General features: G+C 60.5%; 30 protein-coding genes. 22 read left to right on the plus strand and 8 right to left on the minus strand.

All coding sequences use genetic code 11. From position 1 onward, the window contains the following. Positions 1–97 precede the first annotated feature (97 nt). Together MK208_RS12135 and MK208_RS12140 are read left to right on the plus strand one after the other, a co-directional pair. Positions 98–436, plus strand: a complete 339-nt coding sequence (locus tag MK208_RS12135) for a carboxymuconolactone decarboxylase family protein (protein WP_294116843.1) — start codon at positions 98–100, stop codon at positions 434–436. A 61-nt stretch (positions 437–497) separates the two neighbouring features. Beyond that, positions 498–896 (plus strand): EF-hand domain-containing protein, encoded by a 399-nt coding sequence (locus tag MK208_RS12140; protein ID WP_294116845.1) that lies wholly within the window; start codon positions 498–500, stop codon positions 894–896. 51 nt (positions 897–947) lie between these two features. On the opposite strand, the gene MK208_RS12145 is transcribed toward MK208_RS12140, so the two are convergent. Continuing rightward, positions 948–3,455 carry an FAD-dependent oxidoreductase gene (locus tag MK208_RS12145; RefSeq protein WP_294116847.1) on the minus strand — a complete coding sequence of 836 codons (2,508 nt, stop codon included), beginning with the start codon at positions 3,453–3,455 and terminating at the stop codon, positions 948–950. Positions 3,456–3,636: 181 nt separating this feature from the next. Here MK208_RS12145 and panC point away from each other — a divergent pair, with 181 nt between their 5' ends. Continuing rightward, positions 3,637–4,479, plus strand: a complete 843-nt coding sequence (gene panC, locus MK208_RS12150; RefSeq protein WP_294116850.1) for a pantoate--beta-alanine ligase — start codon at positions 3,637–3,639, stop codon at positions 4,477–4,479. After that, positions 4,476–5,285, plus strand: coding sequence for a 3-methyl-2-oxobutanoate hydroxymethyltransferase (gene panB / locus MK208_RS12155; RefSeq protein WP_294116853.1), 810 nt, complete (start codon positions 4,476–4,478; stop codon positions 5,283–5,285). Before panC ends, panB begins: the two co-directional genes overlap by 4 nt. Before the next feature lie 121 nt (positions 5,286–5,406). Here the strand turns inward: panB and MK208_RS12160 are convergent, their stop codons facing one another. The 5 genes from MK208_RS12160 to MK208_RS12180 all read right to left on the minus strand — a co-directional run bounded on the left by MK208_RS12160 (position 5,407) and on the right by MK208_RS12180 (position 11,724). After that, positions 5,407–6,681, minus strand: coding sequence for a serine hydrolase (locus MK208_RS12160; RefSeq protein ID WP_294116855.1), 1,275 nt, complete (start codon positions 6,679–6,681; stop codon positions 5,407–5,409). A gap of 180 nt (positions 6,682–6,861) precedes the next feature. Next, positions 6,862–8,259 carry an FAD-linked oxidase C-terminal domain-containing protein gene (locus MK208_RS12165; RefSeq protein WP_294116857.1) on the minus strand — a complete coding sequence of 466 codons (1,398 nt, stop codon included), beginning with the start codon at positions 8,257–8,259 and terminating at the stop codon, positions 6,862–6,864. Between the two features lie 68 nt (positions 8,260–8,327). Next, complete coding sequence (gene ggt / locus MK208_RS12170) at positions 8,328–10,109, minus strand: gamma-glutamyltransferase (RefSeq protein WP_294116859.1); 1,782 nt, start codon at positions 10,107–10,109, stop codon at positions 8,328–8,330. A gap of 70 nt (positions 10,110–10,179) precedes the next feature. Then, positions 10,180–10,731, minus strand: coding sequence for an RNA 2',3'-cyclic phosphodiesterase (thpR, locus tag MK208_RS12175; protein ID WP_294116862.1), 552 nt, complete (start codon positions 10,729–10,731; stop codon positions 10,180–10,182). 6 nt (positions 10,732–10,737) lie between these two features. After that, positions 10,738–11,724 (minus strand): D-glycerate dehydrogenase, encoded by a 987-nt coding sequence (locus MK208_RS12180; RefSeq protein WP_294116864.1) that lies wholly within the window; start codon positions 11,722–11,724, stop codon positions 10,738–10,740. 109 nt (positions 11,725–11,833) lie between these two features. Between MK208_RS12180 and MK208_RS12185 the strand changes: the two genes are divergently transcribed. Beyond that, positions 11,834–12,358 carry an SH3 domain-containing protein gene (locus MK208_RS12185; RefSeq protein WP_294116866.1) on the plus strand — a complete coding sequence of 175 codons (525 nt, stop codon included), beginning with the start codon at positions 11,834–11,836 and terminating at the stop codon, positions 12,356–12,358. Between the two features lie 21 nt (positions 12,359–12,379). On the opposite strand, the gene rpe is transcribed toward MK208_RS12185, so the two are convergent. Beyond that, the gene (gene rpe, locus MK208_RS12190; protein ID WP_294116867.1) at positions 12,380–13,069 is read right to left on the minus strand and encodes a ribulose-phosphate 3-epimerase; all 690 of its coding nucleotides are present in this window, start codon (positions 13,067–13,069) and stop codon (positions 12,380–12,382) included. A 403-nt stretch (positions 13,070–13,472) separates the two neighbouring features. On the opposite strand from rpe, the gene MK208_RS12195 reads away from it, so the two are divergent. The 4 genes from MK208_RS12195 to MK208_RS12210 are packed head-to-tail and all read left to right on the plus strand — an operon-like array spanning position 13,473 to position 15,014. Next, the gene (locus MK208_RS12195; RefSeq protein ID WP_294116869.1) at positions 13,473–14,222 is read left to right on the plus strand and encodes an urease accessory protein UreD; all 750 of its coding nucleotides are present in this window, start codon (positions 13,473–13,475) and stop codon (positions 14,220–14,222) included. A gap of 4 nt (positions 14,223–14,226) precedes the next feature. Further along, positions 14,227–14,529 carry an urease subunit gamma gene (locus tag MK208_RS12200; RefSeq protein WP_168590929.1) on the plus strand — a complete coding sequence of 101 codons (303 nt, stop codon included), beginning with the start codon at positions 14,227–14,229 and terminating at the stop codon, positions 14,527–14,529. A gap of 12 nt (positions 14,530–14,541) precedes the next feature. Further along, positions 14,542–14,709 carry a hypothetical protein gene (locus MK208_RS12205; RefSeq protein ID WP_294116873.1) on the plus strand — a complete coding sequence of 56 codons (168 nt, stop codon included), beginning with the start codon at positions 14,542–14,544 and terminating at the stop codon, positions 14,707–14,709. Beyond that, positions 14,706–15,014 (plus strand): urease subunit beta, encoded by a 309-nt coding sequence (locus tag MK208_RS12210; protein WP_294116876.1) that lies wholly within the window; start codon positions 14,706–14,708, stop codon positions 15,012–15,014. Before MK208_RS12205 ends, MK208_RS12210 begins: the two co-directional genes overlap by 4 nt. Positions 15,015–15,078: 64 nt before the next feature. Here MK208_RS12210 and MK208_RS12215 read toward each other — a convergent pair whose 3' ends face one another. Next, positions 15,079–15,630 (minus strand): hypothetical protein, encoded by a 552-nt coding sequence (locus tag MK208_RS12215; protein ID WP_294116878.1) that lies wholly within the window; start codon positions 15,628–15,630, stop codon positions 15,079–15,081. A gap of 53 nt (positions 15,631–15,683) precedes the next feature. Between MK208_RS12215 and ureC the strand changes: the two genes are divergently transcribed. From ureC to MK208_RS12280, 13 genes are all read left to right on the plus strand, one after another. Next, entirely contained in the window at positions 15,684–17,396 is a 1,713-nt protein-coding gene (gene ureC / locus MK208_RS12220) for an urease subunit alpha (RefSeq protein WP_294116881.1), read from the plus strand. Between the two features lie 13 nt (positions 17,397–17,409). After that, positions 17,410–17,997 carry a hypothetical protein gene (locus tag MK208_RS12225; RefSeq protein ID WP_294116883.1) on the plus strand — a complete coding sequence of 196 codons (588 nt, stop codon included), beginning with the start codon at positions 17,410–17,412 and terminating at the stop codon, positions 17,995–17,997. 130 nt (positions 17,998–18,127) lie between these two features. Further along, the gene (locus tag MK208_RS12230; RefSeq protein ID WP_294116886.1) at positions 18,128–18,349 is read left to right on the plus strand and encodes a DUF1127 domain-containing protein; all 222 of its coding nucleotides are present in this window, start codon (positions 18,128–18,130) and stop codon (positions 18,347–18,349) included. 25 nt (positions 18,350–18,374) lie between these two features. After that, positions 18,375–18,890: an urease accessory protein UreE gene (gene ureE, locus MK208_RS12235; RefSeq protein WP_294116888.1), complete on the plus strand. Its 516-nt coding sequence runs from the start codon at positions 18,375–18,377 to the stop codon at positions 18,888–18,890. Next, the gene (locus tag MK208_RS12240) at positions 18,880–19,524 is read left to right on the plus strand and encodes an urease accessory protein UreF (protein ID WP_294116891.1); all 645 of its coding nucleotides are present in this window, start codon (positions 18,880–18,882) and stop codon (positions 19,522–19,524) included. Before ureE ends, MK208_RS12240 begins: the two co-directional genes overlap by 11 nt. Next, on the plus strand, positions 19,521–19,931 hold the full coding sequence (locus MK208_RS12245; RefSeq protein WP_294116892.1) for a DUF3995 domain-containing protein: 411 nt from the start codon (positions 19,521–19,523) through the stop codon (positions 19,929–19,931). The genes MK208_RS12240 and MK208_RS12245 overlap by 4 nt, the downstream gene beginning before the upstream one ends. Position 19,932: 1 nt before the next feature. Next, the gene (gene ureG / locus MK208_RS12250; protein ID WP_294116893.1) at positions 19,933–20,562 is read left to right on the plus strand and encodes an urease accessory protein UreG; all 630 of its coding nucleotides are present in this window, start codon (positions 19,933–19,935) and stop codon (positions 20,560–20,562) included. Between the two features lie 143 nt (positions 20,563–20,705). Beyond that, positions 20,706–21,380 carry an ATP-binding cassette domain-containing protein gene (locus MK208_RS12255; RefSeq protein WP_294116896.1) on the plus strand — a complete coding sequence of 225 codons (675 nt, stop codon included), beginning with the start codon at positions 20,706–20,708 and terminating at the stop codon, positions 21,378–21,380. Beyond that, entirely contained in the window at positions 21,380–21,976 is a 597-nt protein-coding gene (locus MK208_RS12260) for an energy-coupling factor transporter transmembrane protein EcfT (protein ID WP_294116897.1), read from the plus strand. Before MK208_RS12255 ends, MK208_RS12260 begins: the two co-directional genes overlap by 1 nt. Before the next feature lie 91 nt (positions 21,977–22,067). Continuing rightward, positions 22,068–22,628: a biotin transporter BioY gene (locus tag MK208_RS12265; protein WP_294116898.1), complete on the plus strand. Its 561-nt coding sequence runs from the start codon at positions 22,068–22,070 to the stop codon at positions 22,626–22,628. A gap of 8 nt (positions 22,629–22,636) precedes the next feature. Further along, positions 22,637–24,142, plus strand: a complete 1,506-nt coding sequence (locus MK208_RS12270) for an AMP-binding protein (RefSeq protein WP_294116899.1) — start codon at positions 22,637–22,639, stop codon at positions 24,140–24,142. Next, the gene (locus tag MK208_RS12275) at positions 24,123–25,307 is read left to right on the plus strand and encodes a thiolase family protein (RefSeq protein ID WP_294116900.1); all 1,185 of its coding nucleotides are present in this window, start codon (positions 24,123–24,125) and stop codon (positions 25,305–25,307) included. The genes MK208_RS12270 and MK208_RS12275 overlap by 20 nt, the downstream gene beginning before the upstream one ends. 57 nt (positions 25,308–25,364) lie before the next feature. Next, the gene (locus MK208_RS12280; RefSeq protein ID WP_294116901.1) at positions 25,365–26,366 is read left to right on the plus strand and encodes a succinylglutamate desuccinylase/aspartoacylase family protein; all 1,002 of its coding nucleotides are present in this window, start codon (positions 25,365–25,367) and stop codon (positions 26,364–26,366) included. The last annotated feature ends 109 nt before the right edge of the window (positions 26,367–26,475 follow it).

Below are 26,475 nucleotides of genomic sequence, written 5' to 3' on the forward strand. Positions count from 1 at the left end.
CGCCACGTCACGCTCCCCTTTTTTGCGTCGCACCTGATCGAGATCAAATTCACATTCCCCAAGCGGAATATGATGCACGCAAACCAAGGAGATTCCCATGAGCTGGATCAACAAGATTTCTGAAACCCGCACCCAACTGCGCGGATTGAACAAAGTCATCCCCGACACCGCCCGCGCCTTTGGCGGATTGAGCAAAACCGTGAAAGAAGGCGGCGTGCTTGACGTGAAGACCAAGGAATTTGTCGCGCTTGGCATGGCCGTGGTCAGCCGCTGTGAACCTTGTATCTCCCTACACTGTGACGCCCTCGTGCGGGCCGGCGCCACCAAGGAAGAAGTGGCCGATGTACTGGCCATGGTGATCCAGATGGGCGGTGGGCCAGCGATGATGTATGCGGCAAAAGCACAGGAGTGTTTTGAAGAGCTCACTGCGGGCTGACACTGCCCCGATTGCCACTTATGGTTGGGTCCAATTGTTCCGCAACACATTGGACCTCCCCATGCGACGCTCTCTTGTTTTGGCTGGCTTTCTGGCCTGCACCACCGCCTTCACCGCACAAGCCGCTGACATCTCCAGCTGGAGCTTCGGCAGCGACGGCACCATCACATGGGCCGACGTGGAAGAGCTGCGCAAAACCATCTTTGAGACCTTTGACACCGATGGAGATGGTGCGCTCAGCAACGAGGAATACACCGCCTTTGACAAAGCTCGCGCGGAGGCCGCTGACAAAGACGCCTCCTCCCTGCTCTTGCGCGCGGTGTCTGGTTTGGGCCGGGAAAACACAGACCTGAATCTCGACGGCTCGGTCACCCGCTCGGAACTGGAAACCGCTCTGCGCAGCTGGTTTGAACGGGTGGACGCCAACAACGACGGCGTAATCAACAAAGGCGAATACTAAACAGAAAACGCCCCGCACATTTGCGGGGCGTTTTCTATTCCTCCAGGCAACTTAGCCATCTTTGCGGATGGTCTCGTTTTTTGGATCATACGGGCTGTCGCAGGTCACGGTGGCATCCCACAGCTGATCCAGCATTTTGACCTTCAGCTTGGTGCCTTCCACCGCCAGTTCCGGCTTCACGTAGCCCATGCCGATACTCTTCTCAAAGGCCACCGAGTAGCCGCCAGAGGTCAAACGCCCAACGCGCTCACCTTCCGGCGTGTAAAGCACCTCACGGCCCCATGGGTCCGCATCTTCTGGGCCGTCGATCAGCAAGGTACAGCACTTCACCCGCACGCCCAGCGCTTCCATTTCAGCCTTGCCGTGGAAGTCTTTGGACAGGTCGATGAAGCGTGGCAGGTCGGCCTCGGCTGGCGTCGCATCCCGCCCCAACTCAGTGCCAAACGCGCGATAAGACTTCTCCTGACGCAGCCAGTTCTGCGCCCGCGCACCGACCAACTTCAAGTCGAACTCCGCGCCAGCCTCGGTGATCAAATCCCAGAGGTAGTTCTGCATCTCAATTGGGTGGTGCAGCTCCCAACCCAACTCACCGGTATAGGCCACACGGATCGCATTTACCGGACACATGCCCAGCTCGATCTGCCGCGCCGACAGCCACGGGAAGCGTTTGTTGGACAATGCTGTATCCGGTTCCGCATCGCTGATGACCTTCTTCAGCACATCGCGGGATTTTGGACCAGCAATGGCAAACACCCCCCACTGCGTGGTCACATCCTGGATCTCGATGTAGCCAAACTCCTCCATCTTGTCCTCGGCCGCCTTGCGCAGGAAGTCCGCGTCGTATTCGGTCCAAGCCCCTGCGGAGACAAGATAATAGTTGTTCTCGCCATTGCGCACGATGGTGTATTCGGTGCGCGTGGTCCCCGCCGCCGTTAGCGCATAGGTCAGGTTGATGCGCCCCACTTTGGGCAGTTTGTTGCAGGTGAACCAGTCGAGGAACTGCGTCGCACCGGGCCCCTTGACCACATGTTTGGTAAAGGCCGTCGCGTCAATCAGGCCCACGCCCTCACGGATCGCTTTCGCTTCATCCATGGCATATTGCCACCAGCCACCCCGGCGGAAGCTGCGGCTCTGCTCATCAAAGTTCGATGGCGCATCCAGCGGGCCATAGTAGTTTGGCCGCTCCCAACCATTGACCCAGCCAAACTGCGCACCTTTTGCTTTCTGACGATCAAACGCAGGCGAGGTCCGCAGCGGACGGCACGCCGGGCGCTCTTCGTCCGGGTGGTGCAGGATGTAGACGTGCTCATAGCACTCTTCGTTTTTGCGCGCGGCAAATTCGGTGGTCATCCAGTTCTGCGAATAGCGTTTCGGGTCGAGCGACGCCATATCGATCTCGGCCTCGCCATCCACCATCATCTGCGCAAGATAGTACCCCGTGCCGCCCGCCGCGGTGATGCCGAAAGAAAACCCTTCCGCCAGCCACATGTTGCGCAGCCCCGGCGCTGCCCCCACCAGAGGGTTGCCGTCCGGCGTGTAGCAAATTGGACCGTTGAAGTCGTCTTTCAGGCCGCTTTCCGCACAGGACGGCACACGCTCCGCCATCGCCATGTACTGATCCGCAATCCGGTCCAGATCGAGCGGGAACAAGTCGGCGCGGAAGCTGTCCGGCACCCCGTGCTCAAACCGCGCCGGTGCGCCATGTTCATAGATGCCCAGAATCCAGCCACCACGTTCCTCACGCGCATAGCTCTCATTGTCCGCATCCCGCACGACCGGGTGTTCCGGGTTGCCCGCTTCACGCCATTTCACCAGCTCAGGGTCTTGGTCCATCACGATGAAGGTGTGCTCCACCGGGATCGCAGGCATCTTAATGCCCAGCATCTTCGCGGTGCGCTGCGCGTGGTTACCCGACGCGGTCACCACATGCTCGGCAGTGATGACAAAGGTCTCATCGCTCGGCACAAGGTTGCCGCCCTTCTCCACCATCTTGGTGCAGGTCACTTCCCAGTGGGTGCCATTCCAGTGAAACGCATCCGCCTGGATTTTGCGGACAATCTCAACGCCACGCTGACGCGCGCCTTTGGCCATCGCCATGGTCACGTCCGCCGGGTTGATATAGCCGTCCTCAGTGTGGAACAGCGCGCCTTTGAGGTCATCAGTCTTGATCAGCGGCCAACGCTCGCTGATCTGATCCGGAGACAGCCACTCATACTTCACACCACAGGTCTCAGCCGTAGAAGCATAGAGCATGAACTCATCCATACGGTCCTGCGTCTGCGCCATGCGCAAGTTGCCCACCACAGCAAACCCAGCGTTCAGCCCGGTCTCTTCTTCCAGCGTCTTATAAAAATCCACCGAATACTGGTGAATGTGGGTCGTCGCATAAGACATATTGAACAGCGGCAGCAGGCCCGCCGCGTGCCAGGTCGAACCGGAGGTCAGCTCATCCCGCTCAATCAGCATCACATCGTCCCAGCCCGCTTTGGCAAGGTGATAGGCAATCGACGTGCCAACGGCACCGCCGCCAACAACAAGGGCTTTTACGTTTGTTTTCATGAGACAGGCGACTCCCCTGAGCATAATCCTTTTGCGCAAACTGTACCGGATTGCCGAAATTGCGCACGGTCCAGCCGACGCTTGATTGCACAATTGCGACGCCACGTTGCCGCAAAAAGCCTTGCTGCATCGCAGCGGGGGCATTACACCCCACAACCACCTTGAAGGGAGACAGGCAAGAATGCGTATTTGCCGCTCGATTTCGGACTGCCGCGCCGCAGTCAAAGAGCTTCGCGCCACCGGTGAAACTGTGGCAATGGTGCCCACCATGGGCTTTCTGCACGCGGGTCACATGTCCCTTGTAGAAACCGCCAAGGCAGAGGCCAACCATGTGGTTGTCTCAATCTTTGTGAACCCCACCCAATTTGGCGAAAGCGCCGATCTGGACGCCTACCCCCGCGACGAAGAGCGCGACCTTGCAATGCTGCGCGACGCAGGTGTTGCTCTGGTCTTCCTGCCAGAAGTGGACACCATGTATCCGGCCGGTGATGAAACCATCGTGGAAACCACGCGTTTGGCCAATATGCTGCACGGTGAAGTCCGCCCCGGCCACTTCCGCGGCGTAACCACCGTGGTCGCGCGCCTGTTCAACATCGTGCAGCCGGATGTGGCTGTCTTTGGCGAAAAGGACTACCAGCAGCTTCAGGTCATCAAGCGCATGGTAGCCGACCTACACATGCCGCTCACCATCGTGGGTGCGCCAACGGTGCGAGAGCCCGACGGCCTCGCCATGTCCTCGCGCAACGTGCGCCTGTCGGCAGAGGATCGCCAAGCTGCGCTGGTGCTCTCCAAATCCCTCGCCGCCGCCGAAGCCGCCGCAACCGATGCCACGGTCGCCGACCTGCGCAAAACTATCGCAGACACCATCGAGGATGAGCCACGTGCTGTCCTCAAAGGGCTGGACATCGTCGCCGCCGAAACGCTCAATACCATCGACGGGCCGCTCACAGGCCCCACCGCCATCATGATCTCCGTTGCCTTCGGCGACATTCTCCTGATTGACCAAAGGGTTGTCACACCATGAGCACACAGACCCCCATCCGCCGCACCACGGTGCCACAGATCGCCAACCGCAAGGGTGGCGAGCCGATTGTCAGCCTCACCAGCTACCACGCCCACACCGCTGCCATCGTCGACAAATTCGCCGACTTCATTCTGGTTGGCGACAGCCTCGGCATGGTCATGCACGGCATGGAAAGCACCGTGGGCGTGCCGCTCGATCTGATGATCATGCACGGCAAAGCCGTTGTGCGCGGCACCCAAAAAGCGCTGGTGGTCGTGGACATGCCCTTTGGCACTTACGAGGAAAGCCCCGCCGTGGCCTTCCGCAACGCCGCCAAGATCATGAAAGAAACCGGCTGCGGCGCAGTCAAACTCGAAGGCGGCAAGCGTATGGCGGAAACCATCCGATTCCTCACCGAACGTGGCATCCCAGTGATGGCCCACATTGGTCTCACACCGCAATCCAGCCACGTCATGGGCGGCTTCAAAACTCAGGGCCGCGATGAAGACACCTGGGCGATGCACGAAGAAGACGCGCAAGCCGTGGCTGAGGCTGGCGCCTTCGCCATCGTGCTTGAAGGCATGGTGGAACCCCTCGCGGCCAAGATCACCAAGCAAATCCCGATCCCAACCATCGGCATCGGCGCCTCTGCGGAATGTGACGGCCAAATCCTCGTGCTTGAAGACATGCTCGGCCTGAACGAATGGACGCCCAAGTTTGTGAAAGTCTACGGCGACCTCGGCCCCGCGATTGAGCGCGCCGTCAGCCAATACGCCCACGAGGTCAAAACCCGCAGCTTCCCAAGTGAGGACGAGGTCTACCGCTAAGCCCTCAGGCTTCCTTTGGCCTCAATTATCCCCGCCGGAGGCACCTGCTCTCTCGGCGCACTCAAACAGCAAAAAGCCCCGGGCAACCGCCGGGGCTTTTCTTTTTCTCTGTCGCGACTTTTTAAAGTGGCGCGACCGCTTCCAGGATCGCAGGCACAATCTCAACAAACAAAAGCGTGTTCATACGTTCGGTCTCGGTCTGCGGATAGCCACCATTCATCGCAATCACCGTGTCCGTCGCTGGCTCCATCACCAGCGTCTGACCGTGAATGCCCACAAAAACGATAATCTTGTGGCCTTTGATGTTCAGCACGCGGATCTGATCTTTGTACCAGCCGTCCGGTGCCAGCGCCGCCTCTTTGCCAACAGACCAGGCCGCCCGCACGCGGTCATTGCCTTGCCACAGCGCCTCAAGGAACGCCTGAGGCACCAGTTGCTCACCCAAATAGTTCTGCCCCTCGTTGAGGAACACCCGCCCCATTTTAGCCAGATCCCGCGTGCGCATGTTCAAGCCGCCGGAAGCCACCGTATTGCCCGCGGCATCCGCCTGGAAATAGGCCGGCCCTTCGGCCCCCAATTTGCTCCAGATTTTTGCTTCAAGGTAATCCGCCAACCTCTCGCCGGTGGCCTTCTCCACAATCAGCCCCAAAATCTCGGTGTTTGGGTCCTGATACTGATAATGCGTGCCCGGTGCGTATTTCTGGCTGTCGATGGTCAGCAGGTAATCCTGAATGCCGTTGAGCCCGCTGTCATTGGGGCCATTCCATTCTTGCGACTGCGTGAACTTCGGGTCCCAGGACAAAAACGGCGGCGTCTTGATGTCCAACCCGGAATTCATATCCGCCACATCCTGAACCGAGACACCCTCAAACGCTGTACCTTTGAACTCGGGCAGATAAGCCTCCACTGGATTGGACATATCCAACTTACCCTCAGCCGCCGCAATCCCGGCCAACGTCGCGGTAAAGGACTTAGTCACCGACATGTCCAGATGCGTGCTCTCCGGCGTCATCCCGTTCCAGAAATGCTGGTGCAACAGCCGGTCGCCTTTGAGCACCACCATCGAATGGTTCTTCAGGCGGTACTTCAGCAGTGTATCCAGCGTGTGCTCGCCGTCCGCATCCAGACCGGTCAGCTTGGTGAAATCGAGCGATCCGGTCTCATCTTTCCACTCCTCCGGCGCCACTGCGCTCCCGGGGTCCACAACATAGTGCCGCGTGAATTTGTAAGCGTTGGGGAAGGTCACCGACGCATGTTCACCGGTGTCCCAGTTGGCTTGCGAAATGCCAAAATGTTCAACTTGCGCCAGGAAATCCTCATCCACGGGCTGCAACTCTGCAGCCATCGCCATTGAGGAAAAAGAAACACAGCCCACCAGAGCCATATGCTTGAACATGGTTTGGTACTCCCAAAAGTAATCGTTCAAAACCGAGGGTAACTTCACCACCATGACGTGCGATGATCTCGGTCTCAAAGAAGACTTAGGGAAGGTTGCCGACAAAAGAAGCAAGGCACTCACAAAAATGTGACCACTCGGCCATTTTTGGCCGAGCGAACCACTACTGAATTGATAAGATTAGAAAATCTTACCCGGATTCATGATGCCATCCGGGTCGATGGCCGCTTTGATCGCCGCCATGACGTCCACCGCACCGCCCAGTTCTTTACGCAGATACGGCTTTTTGCCCTGTCCAATGCCATGCTCACCGGTACAGGTCCCGCCCATCTCGATCGCCACATCGTTGAGCCAGCTGACATAGCCCTGCGCCGCAGCCACCTCATCGGGGTTATCCATATCAACAAGCGGCAGCATGTGGAAATTGCCGTCCCCGACGTGCCCCACAACGGTGGAGATCAGCCCGAGCTCATCCGCCTTTTCCTTGGCCGCGGTCACACATTCCGCCAGCCGCGAAATTGGCACACAGACATCGGTGGAAATGCCTTTGGCGCCGGGACGCAACGCCAGCGCCGCCCAATACATGTCATGCCGCGCCTGCCACAGTTTGCTGCGATCCTCGGCCTTCTGCGTCCACTCAAACCCGGTGCCGCCAACCTCTTCGGCGATATGGCCAAACATCTCGGCTTGCTCTGCCACGCCTGTTTCTGAGCCGTGGAACTCCAGTAGCAACAAATGCTGCTCCGGCAGATCCAACTTCGAATAGTCATTGGCCGCCTTCACCGCGAGCGAATCCAGCAACTCAATTCGCGCCACCGGGATGCCATACTGAATGGTCATCATCACCGCCTGACAGGCCGCATCAATGGTCTCAAACGAACAGCGCGCCGAGGACATCGCCTCCGGAATACCCTGCAGCTTCAGCGTGATCTCGGTGATGATGCCCAAGGTGCCTTCCGAGCCAACCATCAGACGGGTCAGATCATAGCCTGCACTGGATTTTTTGGCGCGACTTGCGGTGCGGATCACCTCACCAGATGGCAGCACCACCTCAAGGCTCAGGATGTTGTCTTTCATCGTGCCATAGCGCACCGCATTGGTGCCGCTGGCGCGGGTGGAGGCCATGCCCCCCAGCGACGCATTGGCCCCGGGATCAATTGGGAAAAACAAGCCCTGGTCACGCAGTTCCAGATTCAACTGTTCCCGCGTCACCCCCGGCTGCACCACACAATCAAGGTCCTCGGCGTTCACCGCCACAACTTTGTTCATCTCGGTCAGGTCAATACACACACCACCTGCCGGTGCATTCACGTGTCCCTCCAGCGAGGTCCCTGTGCCATAGGCAATCACCGGCACCTTATGCGTGGCGCAGGTCTTCACGATATCGCTCACCTCTTGGGTGGACTTGGCAAAGATTACCGCATCCGGCGCCTGTGTCTTGATCCAAGTGGTGGTGTGCCCGTGCTGCTCACGCATCGACTGGCCGGTGTGAAACGCCTCGCCGAATTGCTGTTTCAACACACCCAACGCCGCCGCAATTCCCTCTTCATTGCGCGGCAAATCCACTGCCAATCCCATGGGCACTCCCCTTCTCCATGTCGGTATGCGCCATGGCTACGCGGCACCTACCTCAAGGTCAAGCGCGGCTATTCGCCATAGGCCAGCCCCTCGCGGCGATTGTCCGCGCCCCCCTGCAATCCGTCCCCAACGGCAATTGCGTGCAGGCCGGAATTCAGGTCCCGTGCATTCACTTTGTAGCCCATGCCGGTCAGCGGCTCGCCAATCTCCATCGCCGCGCTTTCCGCTTCAATGTCATAGGTGCCAAAGCGGTTCACCAGATGCGGCAGATCAATTGCCTGCTGCACGTCCATGCCCCAATCCAGATGCGCGATGATGGTTTTGGCCACATACCCGATGATCCGGCTACCGCCAGGGCTGCCCACCACCAGAGTTGGTTTACCATCCTTCAGCACAATGGTTGGCGCCATGGAAGAGCGCGGCCGTTTGCCCGGCTCCACCCGATTGGCCACCGGCACGCCGTCACGATGGGAGCGGAAAGAGAAATCCGTCAGCTCGTTGTTGAGCAAGAACCCATTGGTCATCACCCGGCTGCCAAAGCCGTTTTCAATCGTCGTCGTCATGGACAAAGCGTTGCCGTAGCTGTCGACAATAGAAATGTGAGATGTGGAGGGCTGCGCAAAGCTTTCGCCATCCGCATAGTGCAATGCATGGTCAAACTCCGGCGCGCCCGGCTCCACGCTTTCCAAAGCCGCAGTGCCTTCCAACAGCTTCGCCCGCTCAGCAAGGTAGTCGGCTGCAAGCAACCCAGAGCTTGGCACCGGCACATAGTCACTGTCGGCCATGTAGCGACCCCGATCCGCGAAGGCGAGGCGGGAGGCATCGCCAATCAAGCGCCAGGCATCCGCACTGTCAGGCCCAAGCCCTGCAATGTCATAAGGCTGCACCAACCCAAGAATTTGCCCCACGGTCAGCCCGCCAGTTGATGGCGGCCCCATGCCACAGACATCATGCGCGCGGTACGCCACACAGACCGCAGGTCGCTCCTTGACCTGATACAGCGCCAAATCCACCGCGCTCAGCACGCCTGGATTGTTGGCGTCTTGCCCCGCCCCCACAATATCTGCCGCGATCTCACCTGTGTAAAACGGGGCCGCGCCCTGCGCTGCCATCAAGCGCAGGCTCTTGGCGTAATCCATGTTGAACAGGATATCACCTTCCGCCAGCGGTTTGCCCCCGGGTAGGAAGTAGCCAGCGGTAACGGGATGAGACGCAAGCCGTTCCGCATCCCGTGCCACGGATGCCGCCATGCGCGGCGACACAGGGAAGCCGATTTCTGCATGGCGAATGGCGGGCAAAAACAGACTTGGCCACTGGCTGCGTCCCCATTTTCGGTGCGCCACCTCCATCAACATCGGTGTCCCAGGCACGCCCACAGACCGCCCGCCCACAACCGCCTCGAAAAACTTCAATGTCTCGCCGTTTTCATCCTGAAACAGGCGTGGCGTGGCCGCCAATGGCGCGGTTTCGCGCCCATCCAGCGTCGTCACCTCGCCGCTTTCGGCGTCATACCAAACCAAGAAGGCACCGCCGCCCAAACCTGAACTCTGCGGCTCGACCAGCCCCAGAACAGCCTGCACCGCCACCATGGCATCCGCCGCCGTGCCTCCGTCGCGCAACACTTCCGCGCCAGCCTCTACCGCCAAGGGGTGCGCCGCCGCCACCATCCAATCCTTTGCCTCGGTGGGCGCGCCTTGCGTCTTCGCGGCGAGAGCTGCCTGCAGGCTTTGCGGCACGTTCATGCCCAACGCGGAGCCTTCCTCCGGCGCCACACCATCCGCCGCCTCCTGTGCACCCGACACGGACGCCAACAAGCAAGTAACAGAAACCGCTGATAAAAATCGCTTCATGACCCACTCCCAAACCAAAATGCAATCCGGCAACCCAAGGTTACGGTCGCCGCTTGAAAATCAGCTTAGGTCAGGACAGCCCCTGCACCAACAACGGATAGCTGCTCAGGATCTCATAGACCGCGCCCTCCGAGGTCAAAGCCGAACGATACAAGGCGATTTCGCTCACCTGGATCGGATCAATTTCCAGTGAGGCCCCGCGCGACAGGGCCGCCTGCACCCGCTCCGGCGGCTGTTTCCCGTCGCGAAACCGGCTCAGCGTCACATGCGGACGAAACCGACGTTTTTCTAAGCCAATGCCAAGCCGCCGCGCGGCTTGAGCCACATCCGCCTGCAACGCCATCAACACCGGGTCAGGCGCCGCCAACAGCCCAAAGGACCGGCTGCGCGGCGCGCCAAAAATATCCATGCCCTTAAGGTGCAGCTCAAACTGCGAATGCCGGATCAGCTCCAGCTCTTCGTGTAACGCTTCCAGCATCTCTACCGGCTGGTCGTTCAGAAACGCCAACGTCAGATGCAAATTGGACGCTGGCACCTCGCGCCCCACAGCAATCCGCCCCTGCACATCCAGAAGCGCTTCCGCCTCTGGCCCGTCCAACGGAATGCCAACGAAAGCGCGCATGATGCCTTAGAGCATCGCCGGAACCACCAGATCCGGTGGCCGGTGCCCATCATCGAAGGTCTTGATGTTGATGAGGACTTTCTCCCCCATCTCGATCCGCCCTTCCACCGTGGCAGACCCCATATGCGGCATCAGCACCACATTGGGATGTCCTCGCAGATCCGGGTGGATTTCATGCCCGTGCTCATACACGTCCAAGCCAGCCCCCGCGATTTCGCCAGCTTTGAGCATCCGCACCATGGCGTTCTCGTCAATCACCTCGCCACGCGAAGTATTAATGATCACGGAAGAAGGCTTCATTAGCTTCAAACGCCGCGCATTCAGCAGGTGGAACGTCGACGGCGTGTGCGGACAGTTCACCGACACCACATCCATGCGCGCCAGCATCTGATCGAGGCTCTCCCAATAGGTCGCCTCATATTGCTGTTCGATCTCTGGGCGTAGGCGGCGACGGTTGTGGTAATGGATCTGCATGCCACAGGCCTGCGCGCGCCGCGCCACGGCCGTGCCCACGCGGCCCATGCCCAGAATGCCGAGCCGCTTGCCGCTCACACGACCGCCCAAAAGCGCGGTAGGCGCCCAGCCGTCCCATTCGCCGGACTGCATACGCTGCACCCCTTCGCCAACCCGGCGGGTTACACCCAGGATCAGCGCCAGCGCCATATCCGCCGTATCATCGGCCGACACGCCCGGCGTGTTGGACACAAGCACGCCACGTTGACGGGCAGAAGCCACATCGATGTGATCCACACCCGCGCCGTAATTGGCAATCAGCTTCAACCGCTCGCCAGATTGGGCAATCAAATTGGCGTCAATCTTGTCGCTCAAGGTGGGCACCAAAACGTCCGCGTCTTTCATCGCCTCGGCCAGCTGCTCGCGGCTCATCGGCGTATCATCGTCGCGCAGGCGTACGTCAAAGAGTTCTGACAGTCGTGTTTCAACAGCTTCCGGTAAGCGTCGCGTAACGACAACACTCAGACGTTGCTTTGGCATGCAGGGCCTCCCAATGCTTTCCAATTCGGCGCGTTGCTGCCACACTGCCCCACAGGTCAGTCAGGCACAAGAACCTGCGAGCGCCACCAGAGCAGAAAAATCAGGCAATATGTTCACCTTGGGTACAAAATCTCTCGTGAGCTTGGGCGCAGCTTTGCTATTGGCGCTCACAACATCTGTTGCGGCTGAGGCCCCGGCAGAGAAAAAACGTGGGCCGGTCACCAACCTGCCGATGCCGCGCTACGTGTCGCTGAAAGCCACAAAAGCCAACGTGCGCCGCGGCCCATCGCGCACCCACCGTATTGATTGGGTGTTCACCCGCAAATCCATGCCGCTGCAGATCACTGCCGAATATGGTCACTGGCGCCGTGTGCGCGACATCGAAGGCGCGGGCGGCTGGGTGCACTACTCCTTGCTCTCAGGTGTGCGCACCGTAATCGTGCAGAAAGACATGCTGCCACTGGCAGTGCGCCCCGGCGAAAAGGTCGCCGCCGCCGCGCAGCTGGAACACGGGGTCATTGCCAAATTGGAAGAGTGCAACCCGGACTGGTGCCGCCTCAATGCGGGCGGCTACAAAGGCTGGGTTTTGAAAGAAGATCTTTGGGGCGTGGAAGCGGACGAAATCCGCGAGTGATCCCGCCCCAAACTCTGCGCTTTACTGCGCTGCTTCAGTGGCCGCGCGGATAGCGCGGATGTTCTCGCCGTAGACCTCTGCCTTGTCCACAGAGCCGCCCTTGAACACAGCAGAGCCTGCCACCAGAACGTCGGCACCGGCTTCGGCCACCAATGGCGCGGTTTCGGTGGTCACGCCGCCATCGATTTGAATGTGGATCTCACGGTCACCAATCATCTGACGCAAGCGGCGGGTTTTCTCGACGCCGGAGTGAATGAACTTCTGACCGCCAAAGCCAGGGTTCACGGTCATGATCAGCACCATGTCCACCAGATCCAGCACATGCTCAATGCTCTCCAGCGGCGTGCCCGGGTTCAGGCTGACACCGGCTTTCACGCCCTGCGCTTTGATCGCTTGAATGGTGCGGTGAATGTGGGGACCTGCCTCCACATGCGCGGTGATCATGTCGGCACCCGCTTCGGCATAGGCCTCAATATACGGGTCTACCGGCGCGATCATCAGATGCACATCCATGAAGGTTTTGACGTGTGGACGGAACGCTTTCACGGCGGGTGGGCCAAAGGTCAGGTTTGGCACAAAATGCCCGTCCATCACATCCACATGCACCCAATCTGCGCCTTGATCCTCGATCGCACGGATTTCCTGGCCAAAGTTGGCAAAATCCGCTGAGAGAATGGACGGGGCAATTTTGATTTTGCGATCAAAGCTCATGTTGGGCTCCTTTTCCGGACCTGTGCCGGGCTTTGAAAGTGACCCTTGAGAGGCCACCAAACACCTGATTTCAGGCGATTCGAAACTGGCGGCAAAATGGCCTTTGACGAGTCAAAACACAATTGGGCACGGACAATCTGCCGCGCATTCTCATATTGCGCAGTTTTTGGGCGTTATCAAAGTTTTCGACTGATTTTTCATCATGCTCTTTTTCACTGGCTCAAATCAGCAGCACCCTATCTTTTGACCTCTCCTGAGTGATGCCAGCGATAAGGGAACCGGTCAGATCAGGACACACGCCATCACCGCCTTTGCGCCCATATCACCGCCTCTTCAGGCCCAGCAGCCCCGCGCCATCGGCACGGCTGACATCCGCAGCAAACTGCGCGATGGCCTCTCTGTTTTGGACGACCTACGCCTGTCCGGCTCCAGCCGCGTGTTGTTCCCAAACGCCAACTATCCAAACGGGCGCACCGCTGCTCTGCAAGCTGTCCTGCTGAACACGGCAGGCGGCATCACCGGCGGAGATCAGTTTGATGTCAGCGCGCATGCAGGCGAAGGCAGCCATCTGACGCTCACAACCCAAGCCGCTGAGCGCGCCTATCGCAGCATCGACGTCCGCACAGGCCGCCTCGACAGTACACTCAGCCTCGCGCCCGGCGCGCGCATGGATTGGCTGCCTCAAGAAACCATCCTGTTTGACGGTGCCGCTCTGTCGCGCAGCCTCACCGTCGACATGCACAGCACGTCACGCTTCCTAATGGTGGAACCCATGATCTTTGGCCGCACCGCCATGGGTGAGACCGTACAGGCGGCAGACTTGTTTGATCGCATTACCGTGAAACGAGACGGCGACCTGCTTTTTGCCGACCGCGTGAAACTGTCCGGCAACGTCCAAAAGCACCTGAACCGCACCGCCATCGCTGGCGGTGCGCGCGCCATGGCCACTCTCCTGCTCGCCGCGCCGGATGCGGATCGCCATCTGGGCACACTGCGCAGCCACCTGCCGCACACCGCTGGCGCCAGCTTGATCCGCGAGGGGGTGCTATTTGCGCGCATTCTCGCAAGTGACGGCCATGCCCTGCGCCAATCCCTGATTCCCGCGCTGACCTACCTAAACGGCGCTGATCTTCCTCGAACATGGATGCTCTGACCCGATGCAACTCACGCCCCGTGAAAAAGACAAACTGCTGATCGCCATGGCTGCAGAAGTGGCCCGCAAGCGCCTCGCCCGCGGCGTAAAGCTCAACCACCCGGAAGCCATCGCCCTGATCACCGACGCCGTGGTTGAAGGCGCACGCGACGGCAAATCTGTTGCCGACCTCATGCAATCCGGCGCCCGTGTCATCACGCGAGACCAATGCATGGATGGCATCGCCGACATGATCCACGAAGTACAAGTGGAGGCCACCTTCCCGGATGGCACCAAGCTTGTCACCGTGCACAACCCCATCCGCTAAAGGAGCCGTCACATGCAACGTTTTGCAATTGCCGCCGTGGCCACAACCGCCGTGACGCCCGCGCTGGCGCACTCCGGCGCCCACCTGCATCCACATGCTGGCGACCCGGTATGGTTGCCAATCTTTGTTGGCACCGTCGTTGTTGGCGCTCTGGCACTCTTGGCGTGGAACCTGAAATGATCCCAGGTGAACTGATCCCAGCCGAAGGCGAACTGACGCTCAACGGAGGCGCCGACGTGACCACCCTGATGGTGGCCAACACTGGCGACCGCCCGATCCAAGTCGGCAGCCACTATCACTTCGCCGAAACCAACCCGGCGCTGGAGTTTGACCGCACCGCCGCCCACGGGTTGCGTCTGGACATCGCCGCCGGCACCGCCGTGCGCTTTGAGCCAGGGCAGCGGCGCGAAGTGCACCTGATCCCGATTTCCGGCGCCCGCCGAATTTACGGCTTCAACCAGAAAGTCATGGGACCGCTCTCATGACCTAACCCAAGGAGACTTTGATGACGACGTTTGCAACTCACTCCATCACAACTTCACTGAGTGGTTATTTCTTTATGTCCCGCATGGTGGAGCGCCAGATGCGCATGACCCATGCCATGAACCGCGCATTGGTCAGCTCCATGCTCGCACCGTTCGGCAGCAGTGCCCCAAAGCCGGCGGTCACAAATGCGCCGGTCAAACAGGCCGCGCCAAAACGCAAACCTCGCGCCAAGTCGATTGCGACGACTAAAACCAAAGCCGCCGCACCTGCCTCCAACACGGCCACCAAACCTGCGCCCTCCGAACCGGAATTCAAATCCGCAACTCCGAAAACAAAGACTCCAGCCGCCCCAAAGTTAGCAACAAAAGTCAAAACAAAGGCACCAAAGAAAACCACAGCAAAGGCCAAAGCTGCCGTAGTGTCCAAAGCCACCAAAACCCAAAAATCAGTTGTGAAAACTGACACACCAGCCAAACCCGCGGCAAAAGCAACAGCACCGACAGTGAAATCAGTCAAAGCTGAAGCGCCGACCGCACAGCCACCTGCAACGGTTTCCAAAGCCAAACGCCAGCCGTCAAAGCCTCCAGCCATGCCGACGGCAACACCAAAACCCAAGCAAAAATCCTGACGCGCCACGCGCCGCCTCAATCCAATCAAAGAGACCTTCGATGCCCGCCAAAATCTCCCGCTCTGACTACGCCGCCATGTTTGGCCCCACCGTTGGGGACAAACTCCGCCTCGCGGACACCGATCTGGTGATCGAGGTTGAGCGCGACCTGACCGGGCCATACGGCGAAGAGGTCAAGTTTGGCGGTGGCAAGGTGATCCGCGACGGCATGGGACAGGCGCAAACCACCCGCGCCGAAGGAGCGGTCGACACGGTTATCACCAACGCGCTGATCGTCGATCACACCGGCATCTACAAAGCCGACGTTGGCCTCAAAGACGGGCGCATCCACAAGATCGGCAAAGCAGGCAACCCCGACACGCAGCCGAATGTGGACATCATCGTCGGCCCCGGCACCGAGGCCATTGCCGGCGAAGGTAAAATCCTCACTGCCGGTGGCTTTGACAGCCACATCCACTACATCTGCCCGCAACAGATCGAAGACGCGCTGCACTCCGGCCTGACCACGATGCTCGGCGGCGGCACCGGCCCCGCCCATGGCACGCTCGCCACAACCTGCACCCCGGGCCCGTGGCACATTGGCCGCATGCTGCAATCTGCAGACGCCTTCCCGATGAACCTCGCCTTCGCGGGCAAGGGCAACGCATCGCTGCCTGCTGCGCTTGAAGAGCAGATCAAAGGCGGCGCTTGCGCGCTCAAGCTACACGAAGACTGGGGCACCACACCTGCCGCTATCGATTGTTGCCTGTCGGTGGCAGACGATATGGACGTGCAAGTGATGATCCACACCGACACCCTCAATGAGTCGGGCTTCGTGGAAAACACCGTCGCCGCAATGAAAGGCCGGACTATTCATGCCTTCCACACCGAAGGCGCAGGCGGCGGTCACGCGCCGGACATCATCAAAATCTGTGGCGAAGAGCACGTGCTGCCCTCCTCCACCAACCCGACTCGTCCTTTCACTGTGAACACGGTGGATGAGCACCTCGACATGCTCATGGTCTGTCACCACCTCGACAAAGCCATTCCCGAAGACGTCGCCTTTGCCGAAAGCCGCATCCGCCGCGAGACGATTGCGGCCGAAGATATCCTGCACGACATGGGCGCCTTCTCGATCATCGCGTCCGACAGCCAAGCCATGGGACGCGTCGGCGAAGTGCTGATCCGTACCTGGCAGACGGCCGACAAGATGAAGAAACAACGCGGTCGCCTGCCCGAAGAAACCGGCGAAAACGACAACTTCCGCGTCCGCCGCTACATCGCCAAATACACCATCAACCCGGCCATCGCCCATGGCATCAGCCACCAAATCGGCTCGATTGAGGAAGGCAAACGCGCCGACCTCGTTTTGTGGTCCCCGGCCTTCTTTGGCGTGAAGCCGGAAATGGTGCTGATCGGCGGTTCCATCGTCTGCGCGCAAATGGGCGACCCCAATGCGTCGATCCCAACGCCTCAGCCGGTCTATTCCCGTCCCATGTTTGGCGCCTATGGCCGCGCCGTGGAAAACGCCGCCGTGGTCTTTGTGTCTGAGGCCGCGCAAGCCGAGGGCATCGGCAACAGCTTGGGCTTGGCAAAACAAACGCTCGCGGTCCAAAATACCCGCAACGTTGGCAAGTCAGACCTGAAACTCAACGCGGCGACACCTGAAATTGAAGTCCATCCAGAGACTTACGAAGTGCGCGCCGATGGCGAGCTCCTAACTTGTCAGCCTGCCGAGGTGCTGCCGATGGCACAGCGGTACTTTATGTTCTGACCGGAGCCCCCAAATGCGCGCAGCCCTCTTTGCCTTCACTTGCCTTGCCACACCTGTCTTTGCCCAATGCCCCACCGCAGCGGACATGGACACGGGCGTGCGCCTCACCGATCTGGACGGCATCACCGAGACCTACACCCGCGACGGTGCCCACTTCATCCGTGGCGCATGGGACGACGGCCAGGACTACGGCACACGCTTCCTGCTGCTCAAAGGCCTCTATGTGGTGGAGCAATTTGACACCGAAGATGGCGACGTGGTCTCCGGCAGCCGCAGCACCCACGCCTACCCGCTCAAACCGGCCGACGCGCCGGTCCCGGTTGCAGACGGACGCTGGGACACCGAAGTGATCACGTTGGATTCCGAAGGCACGCTGACGACCCGCGAAAGCCATATCTTTGGCCCCAGCACGCAGGTCACCATTGGCGGCTGCTCATATGAGATGATGCCGGTCATTGGCATCTATCACGACGATGACGGCTATGAGGAAACCCTGCACTACCTGCCGGAACTTGGCTTTGCCTATTTGGTGGAAACCCGCGCCAAGAACGAAAAGGCCGAGCGCTACACCTACATCCGCATTGAAGCCGTTGAAAAATAAATAAACTCTGACTCGCCTTGCATCAGATGCAAGACGGCTATGACGAAAGACCGACTGCACATGGCAACCGTTTTGACCCATATTCAGAGCCAAGGGAGGACCATAGGTTTATACGAAACTGAGGTTCAAAATGGCACTGACAGCTACACACACCGCACACCACTCGCTGGGTCACATCCTGGCAGCTCCATTCCGCGTCATCGGCAACGGCCTGATCGCGATCATGGAAAGCAACAGCCGCGTGCAATACGTCGATCGTCTGAACGCGATGTCCGACGAACAACTGGAAGCCAAAGGCATCAAGCGCGACGAAATCGTGCAGCACGTCTTCCGCGACCACATGCACCTGTAATCTGTGCATTTGGGGGGCGCCCATCATGAGCGCCCTTCCCACAGCACATGACTACCACACGCACGGCCACGCCCCGGAACAGGGGCGTGTGGCCCTGACCTACGAAGACCGCTTCCTGCGCCGCAAAACGTTGCGGCTTGAGGATGGCACCCGGATTCTCGTAGATCTGCCCAAAACCACATCTTTGGATCACGGCGGCGTTTTGCGCCTGACCGATGGTGGCGAAATCACCGTGATTGCCGCGCCGGAACCGCTTTTGCAGGTCACCGCGACGCATTTGCCACGCATCGCCTGGCACATCGGCAACCGGCATACCCCTTGTCAGATCGAAGACACCCGCCTGCTCATTCAGCGCGACCACGTGATCAAAGAAATGCTGGAACTTCTGGGAGCAACCGTCACCGAAGTGACCGAGCCCTTTACGCCCGAAGGCGGGGCTTACGGCCATGGCCGCACCCACAGCCACGACCACAGCCACCCACACGCCCACGATCACACGATGGACCACGGCCATAGTCACAGCCACGACCATGACCACTGATCCGATCCTGACGTTGGCCCAATGGCTCTCGCCCGCCTTCCCGGTGGGCGCGTTCACCTACAGCCATGGACTTGAAGCGCTCGTGGACGCTGGCACGGTGCATGATGCCGACAGCTTTTCCGCGTGGCTGACCCACACGCTCCAACACGGCGCGGGCCAAAACGATGTGATCTTGCTGGCACATGCCTACAACGCCGACACCGTCGAAGAACTGGCCGAGATCGACTCACTCGCCCGCGCCCTTGCGCCCTCTGCCGAACGCCTGCTTGAAACCGACCAACAGGGCGCCGCCTTTGCACGCACCGCTGCCGCCATCCACGATTTGGACCTCAGCACTTTGACCTATCCGGTGGCCGTTGGCCGTGCCGCACAGTTACAAAACCTGCCTTTACGCGACACCGCGCGCCTGTTCCTGCACGCCTTTGCCGCCAACCTGACTTCCGCCGCCACCCGCCTCGTGCCCTTGGGCCAAACCGAATCTCAGGCCACCCTCACCGCCGTGACACCGCTCTGCCAAGACGTGGCGGACCACGCGGTCACATTGTCACTGGATGACATTGCCGCGTCGACTTTTGCCTCTGACATCGCTTCCATGCGCCACGAAACGCAATATTCGAGGCTCTTTCGCTCATGACCTGGCTCGCCGTCCTGATTTCCGCTCTGCTGTTTGTCCCCGCTGTCCTGCACCTGCTCTGGGCCATCGGCGCCTGGGTGCCGATCCGCGACGAGGCGGCATTGGCCCGCGCCACCGTTGGCGCGCCCGGCATCACCAAAATGCCCGGCCCCATTCCCTGCGCGGTGGTGTTCGTGGCCCTGAGCTTTGCCGCCGCCTTACCCCATCTGACAACCTTCCCACTGCGCAGCCTGTTCTTGCTGGCCATCGCCGCCGTCTTCTTGCTGCGCGGCATCGCCGCCTACCTGCCCGCCTGGCGCAAACTGGTCCCCGAAGAGCCCTTCGCCACGCTGGATCAACGTTGCTACGGCCCGCTTTGCCTTCTATTGGGCGCAAGCTTCCTCCTTTTCACTCTTTCAGGAGCCTGACATGACCTCTCCAAACGGCCCCCTTCGCATCGGCATCGGCGGCCCCGTCGGCGCGGGCAAAACCACGCTCACCGCCAACCTCTGCCGTGCCCTGCGCGACAAACTCTCTATCGCCGTGGTCACCAACGACATCTACACCCGCGAAGACGCCGAAGAACTCATGCGCCAACAGGTCCTGCCCCTGGAACGCATCAAAGGTGTGGAAACCGGCGGCTGCCCGCACACCGCCATCCGCGAAGACGCCTCCATCAACCTCGCCGCCATCGACGAGTTGACCCGCGAAATCCCCGACCTCGACATCGTCCTGATCGAGAGCGGCGGCGACAACCTGTCAGCCACCTTCTCGCCCGAACTTGCGGACCTCACCATCTATGTGATCGACACCGCGGCAGGCGAAGAAATCCCGCGCAAAGGCGGGCCAGCCATCACGCGCTCCGACATCCTGATCATAAACAAAACAGACCTTGCGCCCTACGTCGGCGCGTCGCTTGAGGTTATGGAACGTGACGCCAACAAAATGCGCGGTACGCGGCCTTTCGTTTTCACCTCCCTGCGCCACGGCAAAGGGCTCGACGCACTCCTGCCGCTCATCGGCGAAATCGGCGGCGTGCCTGCCCTGATGTCCAACTAAGGCCCATGGTTGGGAAACTGTTCCACAAAATCCTGCCCCAGCCTTCTTCTAACCCTAAATTTCCCGGCCGGAGGCACCATCCGCTTCACCCTGTACCCAGCGCAGGTTAAAGAGCGCGGCAACAGCAACCGTCGAGACTCAGTATGATCGACCTTCAAAACGTCAGCGTGTCTTTCGGTGAGCGCACCGTCCTGCACGACATCTCCCTGTCCCTAGCGGAACGTCGCATCGCCATCATCGGCGCCAACGGCTCCGGCAAGTCCACCTTCGCTCGCCTACTCAACGGCCTCGCACTGCCCACCTCCGGCGACGTCCTGGTCGATGGCCTCAACACCCGCAAAAAAGGCCGCGACGTGCGTCGCAAAGTTGGGTTTGTCTTCCAGAACCCAGACAATCAAATTGTCATGCCTGTGGTCGAAGAAGACCTCGCCTTTGGCATGAAAAACCTCGAATTCTCCAAAGCCGACATTGCCACCAAAACCGATGAAATCCTCGCGCGTTACAATATGAGCGACCTGCGCGAACATCCCGCGCATCTGCTCTCTGGCGGCCAAAAACAGCTGCTTGCCATCTCCGGTGTGCTTGTGATGACCCCCGACATTCTGGTGATGGACGAACCCACCACGTTGCTGGATCTACGCAACAAACGCCGCATCGCCCGCGCCGTTGCCGCGTTGGATCAGATGGTCATCACCGTCACCCATGACCTCGACCTGATCGCCGATTATGACCGCGTGATCGTGATCGATGAAGGTCAGATCTTTGCCGACGGCGCGCCTAAAGAGGTCATCCCTGCCTATGAAAGGCTCATGGCCTGATGCTGGACCTCTACTCTCCCGGAACCTCGCTGCTGCACCGCCTGCCGCCGGCGGCCAAAATGCTGGCCATGCTGATCGGCGCCACCCTACTCTTTCTCAATGAAAGCCTACCAATCACTGTCGCTGCAACCCTTGGTATCCTGGCCCTCTACCCCATTGCACAGCTCACCCTAAAACAGGCCTTTGCGCAGATCCGCCCCCTGCTGATCATCTTTGTGCTGTTCTTCGCGGTGCAATGGTATTTCTCCGGCCTCGAACTGGCCGCTTACGTTGTCCTGCGCCTCACAGCGCTGATCCTGCTGGCAAGCCTTGTGACCTTGACCACCCGCAGTAGCGACATGATCGACACCATGACGCGCGGCCTGCGTCACCTCAAACCGCTGGGCGTAAACCCGGAAAAGGTCAGCCTCGCCATATCACTCGCCCTGCGTTTCATCCCAGTGCTGGCCCAAATCACCCGAGAGGTCCGTGAAGCCCAAAAAACGCGCGGTCTCGAACGCTCCGTGATTGCCGTCGCCATGCCCATGGCGATCCGCGCCATCAAGATGGCGGACGATATTTCTGACGCCATCGATTCCCGAGGATATCGTTCCTGAGTTGCGCTAACATCGCGCCCAGCGCTTGAGCATACCAGAACGCCTTCCCTATCCGTCCGTCAAACGAACAAGACCAAAAGGGACGGACCCCATGGACACCACAGCATCCCGTGGCCTCGCCACCAAAGACATCGTCTACATCGCTCTCTTCGCTGCTCTGACAGCAGCACTGGGCCTGATGCCACCAATCCACTTTGCTGGCGCGGCCCTACCTCCAATTTCCGCTCAGTCTCTGGGTGTGATGCTGGCTGGCGCCGTTCTCGGCTCAAAACGCGGCGGCCTTGCTCTGCTGTTGTTCATCGGTCTGGTGGCGGTTGGCCTACCGCTTCTTTCCGGTGGACGCGGCGGCTTTGGCGTGCTGATGGGCACCTCCGGCGGCTTCCTACTGGTCTGGCCTCTGTGTGCCTACATCATCGGCTATCTGATGGAAAAAGACACCGCTGCCAACGCCATCAAAACCGGCCTTTATGTGGCTTTTGGTGGCATCGTCGTCATGTATGCTGCAGGTATCCCGTGGATGGCCTTCATCGGCAAACTGGGCCTCACCAAATCCCTCACCATCATGGTGGCCTACATCCCCGGCGATCTGGTAAAGGTGGTACTGGCGACGATCATCGCCCGCGGTCTGCGCCGCGCCTACCCAAACCTCTGAGGACGCGGTTGCCTTTACGACACGCATTAGATCACCACGCACGCCAGCGCTCAGACGCGCTGGCGGTTGCTATTTCAGACACGCGCCTTACCTACGGCGCACTGTATGACCGGCTCAAACAACTTCACGCTGCGCTCAGCAAGCTGCCCCTGCAACCCCGCCCTGACCTGCCGCTACCAGACGGCGCCCGCAATTTTGCCCTCTCTATCGGCAATCACGCGCAAGCGCCCACACTGCTCGCAGCGGCGCTTGCCACGCCGCACGCCGTGACCCTGCTGGACCCACATTGGCCTGACGCGCTGCACCAACGTGTGCTCGCAAAACTGCCGCCTGACGCGCTGTTCTGCCTCTCAAGCCAAACCGGCCTGATCGATGCCGCCAAACGTCTCGGCATCCCGGCCATCTGTGTGGACACCGACGCATTTGAGACCTTCCTTGCCGCGCCCGAAGACATCCCTTTCACCGATCCGCGCGCGATTTTTATGGTCGGTTTCACCTCCGGCACCACATCTGAGCCCAAAGCCTTCGCACGCGCCCGTCACAGCTGGCGCGCCTCGCTTGACGCCAGCCGCCTTGCCTTTGCCTTGACCGAGCAGAGCCACACCTTTGTGCCCGGCCCACTGTCCCACGGCATCACACTCTATGCGCTCGCGGAAACCCTTGAGCTTGGCGCCACCTTTCACGCCTTGCCAAAATTTGACCTCGCCGAGGCCCACCGCGCCATGGCCCACACCCGCCGCATCGTCGCCGTGCCCAGCCTGCTTGGCGCGCTCTGTCGCGATAAACCGCTAGATCAGATTGTCGAAATCACCACCGCCGGAGCCAAACTCGATCCCGCCTTGCTCGAGAAAGCCCGCACCTTCTTCCCACGCGCCCGCATCCACGAGTACTACGGCGCCAGCGAACTTGGATTTGTCAGCCTCAACACCCACGGCCGCGAAAGCTCTTCGGCACCAGCCTACTCAGTGGGGCGTCCCTTCCCGCATGTGGAGCTCTCCTTGCGCCAGAATGGACAAGAAGTCGCCCAAGGCGAGCCCGGAACCATCTTTGTCCGCGGCGACCTGGCCATCGACGGCTACCTCTGGGGCGGCCGCAACTCCGGTTTCCGCCGCGAAGGCCCCTGGGCCACGGTCGGCGACGTTGGCAAGCTGAACTACGACGGCAGCCTCAGCCTCCTGGGGCGCGAGGGCGGCATGGTCATCACCGCAGGTCACAACGTCTACCCGCAAGAAATCGAAACCGCGCTGGCCGAAATCCCCGGCATCAACGGGGCGGCTGTTTTGGGCGTCGCCCATCAATCGCGCGGGCAGGAACTGGTCGCCATCCTCAACGGCGACACGCCGCTAGACGAAATCAAATCCCAACTCGCCATCCGCCTGCCGCGCTACAAACTGCCCAGGCACTTCTACCGGCTTAGCGACTGGCCCTTGACCACCTCCGGCAAACCCGACCGCGGTCGCCTCCTGTCGTGGCTACACAAAAAGGACCCGCGCCTTGTCCCCGCCACTGGCTGACCTGCTGCCTGACGATCGCCAGCCGGTGGTCATCGCCGCCCGCCGCAGCGCCATTGGCCGCGCTGGCGGCATGTTTGCCAGCCTTGATGTCGAAGACCTCGCCGCCCCCGTCATGATGGCCACGCTCGCGGATGCCAACGTCACGCCAGACCAAATCGACGACGTCATCCTCGGCAACGCCGCAGGCCCCGGTGGCAACATCGCCCGCCTCTCCGCCCTGCACGCAGGCTTCCCCACATCCATCCCAGGCGTCACCGTCGACCGCCAATGTGGCTCCGGCCTGGAAGCGGTGATGATGGCCTGCCACCTGATCATGGCCGGCGCGGGCACCACCTACCTCGCAGGCGGGGTCGAAAGCCAATCCCGCGCGCCCCTACGCGCCCTACCCGCGAGCGGCACTCTGCCGGAACACAGCTACACCCGCGCCCGCTTCTCTCCCGAAGCCATCGGCGACCCGGAAATGGGCGCCGCCGCTGACACGGTTGCCCACCAGTTCAACATCTCCCGAGAGCGCCAAGACGCCTTCGCCTTGCGCTCCCAACAGCGCGCCGCGCAAGCCCAAGACGCAGGTGCCTTTGACGCCGAAATTGTCCCTATCGCTGGCCACGCCACCGACGAGTGCATCCGCGACACGATGACAGCCGAGCGTCTCGCCCGCCTACGTCCGGCCTTTAGCACAGATGGCACCGTCACCGTCGGCAACGCCTGCCCTCTCAACGACGGCGCCGCCACCGTACTTGTCACGACAGCCCAAAACGCCCGCGCCCTCGGCCACGCCAAAGCCCTCGCCTACCTCGGCGGCGCCTCCGCGGGTGTGGACCCCAATGTCCTCGGCATTGGCCCCGTCGCCAGCACGCAAAAGCTCCTACGCCAAAACCCAAGCCTATCGCTCAACGATCTCACGCACCTCGAATTCAACGAAGCTTTTGCATCCCAAGTCCTCGCCAGCCTCCACGCTCTGGCCATCGACGAAAGCCTACCCAACCAGCAAGGCGGTGCCATCGCCCTCGGCCACCCTTTCGGCGCTTCCGGCACCATCCTCGTCACCCGCCTCTTCAGCCAACTCATCCGCCAAAACGCCACTGAAAACGCCCTCGCCATGGCCATGATCGGCATCGGCGGCGGCCAAGGCCTCACCGCAGCCTTCTCCCCCATAACCCTCTGAACGGCTTGAGCCCACAACGGCTCATTGCCATAGTCCTCCCAACACAAAGGACATCTTATGGCCAATTCCCTCATCACCTCCGAAGTCCCTTTTGACCAAGACGGCAAACACACCGGCTTCCTGCGTGTGCCGCATTCGGTGACCTCCTCCGCCTACGGCTGGCTCCCGATCCCGATCTGCGTGATCCAAAACGGCACTGGCCCGACGCTACTCATTTCCGCAGGCAACCACGGCGACGAATACGAAGGCCAGATCGCCGTCACAAAACTGATCCAGAGCCTTGAAGAAAAAGACATCCAAGGTCGCCTGATCCTGCTCCCCACGGCCAATGCCCCCGCCGCCGAGGCCGGCACCCGCACCTCCCCCATCGACAACGGCAACCTCAACCGGTCCTTCCCAGGTGACCCAGCAGGCACACCCACCCAAATGATCGCGCACTACGTCGAAGAGGTCTTGCTGCCCATGTGTGACTACACCGTCGACCTGCACTCCGGCGGCACCTCGCTGCACTACCCCGCCACCCTCTTGCGCGGCCCCGCCCACACTCCCGAAGAAGAAGCCGGTCTCAACCTGCTCTCGGACGCATTTGACCTGCCTTACGCATGGGTCTTCACCGGCGGCGGCGGCAAATCCTCCACCGCACGCACCGCCATGGGCGCAGCTAACCGCAAAGGCGTGATCAACGTCATGGCCGAACTTGGCGGCGGCGGCACCATCACACCCGACATCTTGGCAGACACCGAACGCGGCCTGCAACGTATCCTGCACGCACTCCAAATGCTCCCCGCCTATGAACCAGGCGCCCCACGCGGCACCCGCGCGCTAAACGCCCAATGCTCTGTCTTTGCCTATGACAGCGGCCTGTTGGAACTCCTCAAAGACATCGGCAATCCGGTCACAAAAGGCGACACTATCGCCCTGATCCACGACCCCGCCACCCCCTGGCGCGCGCCAATCCCCGTGACCTCGCCTTACGAAGGCATCGTCCTGGCCAAACGCCACCTGACCCAAGTCAAACGCGGCGACGCCGTTGTGCAAATCGCACAAGACGCGTCTTAGTTCGCTTTCTCATTCCCCAAATATCTCGGGGAGGAGGCGCAGCGCGCCGGAGGGGCTGGCCCCTCATTCCAACATCGCCACAAACAAAAACGAGGCCGCCCCTGCGACC

The sequence above is a fragment of the Shimia sp. genome, from assembly GCF_022448905.1.
GTDB lineage: Bacteria > Pseudomonadota > Alphaproteobacteria > Rhodobacterales > Rhodobacteraceae > Shimia.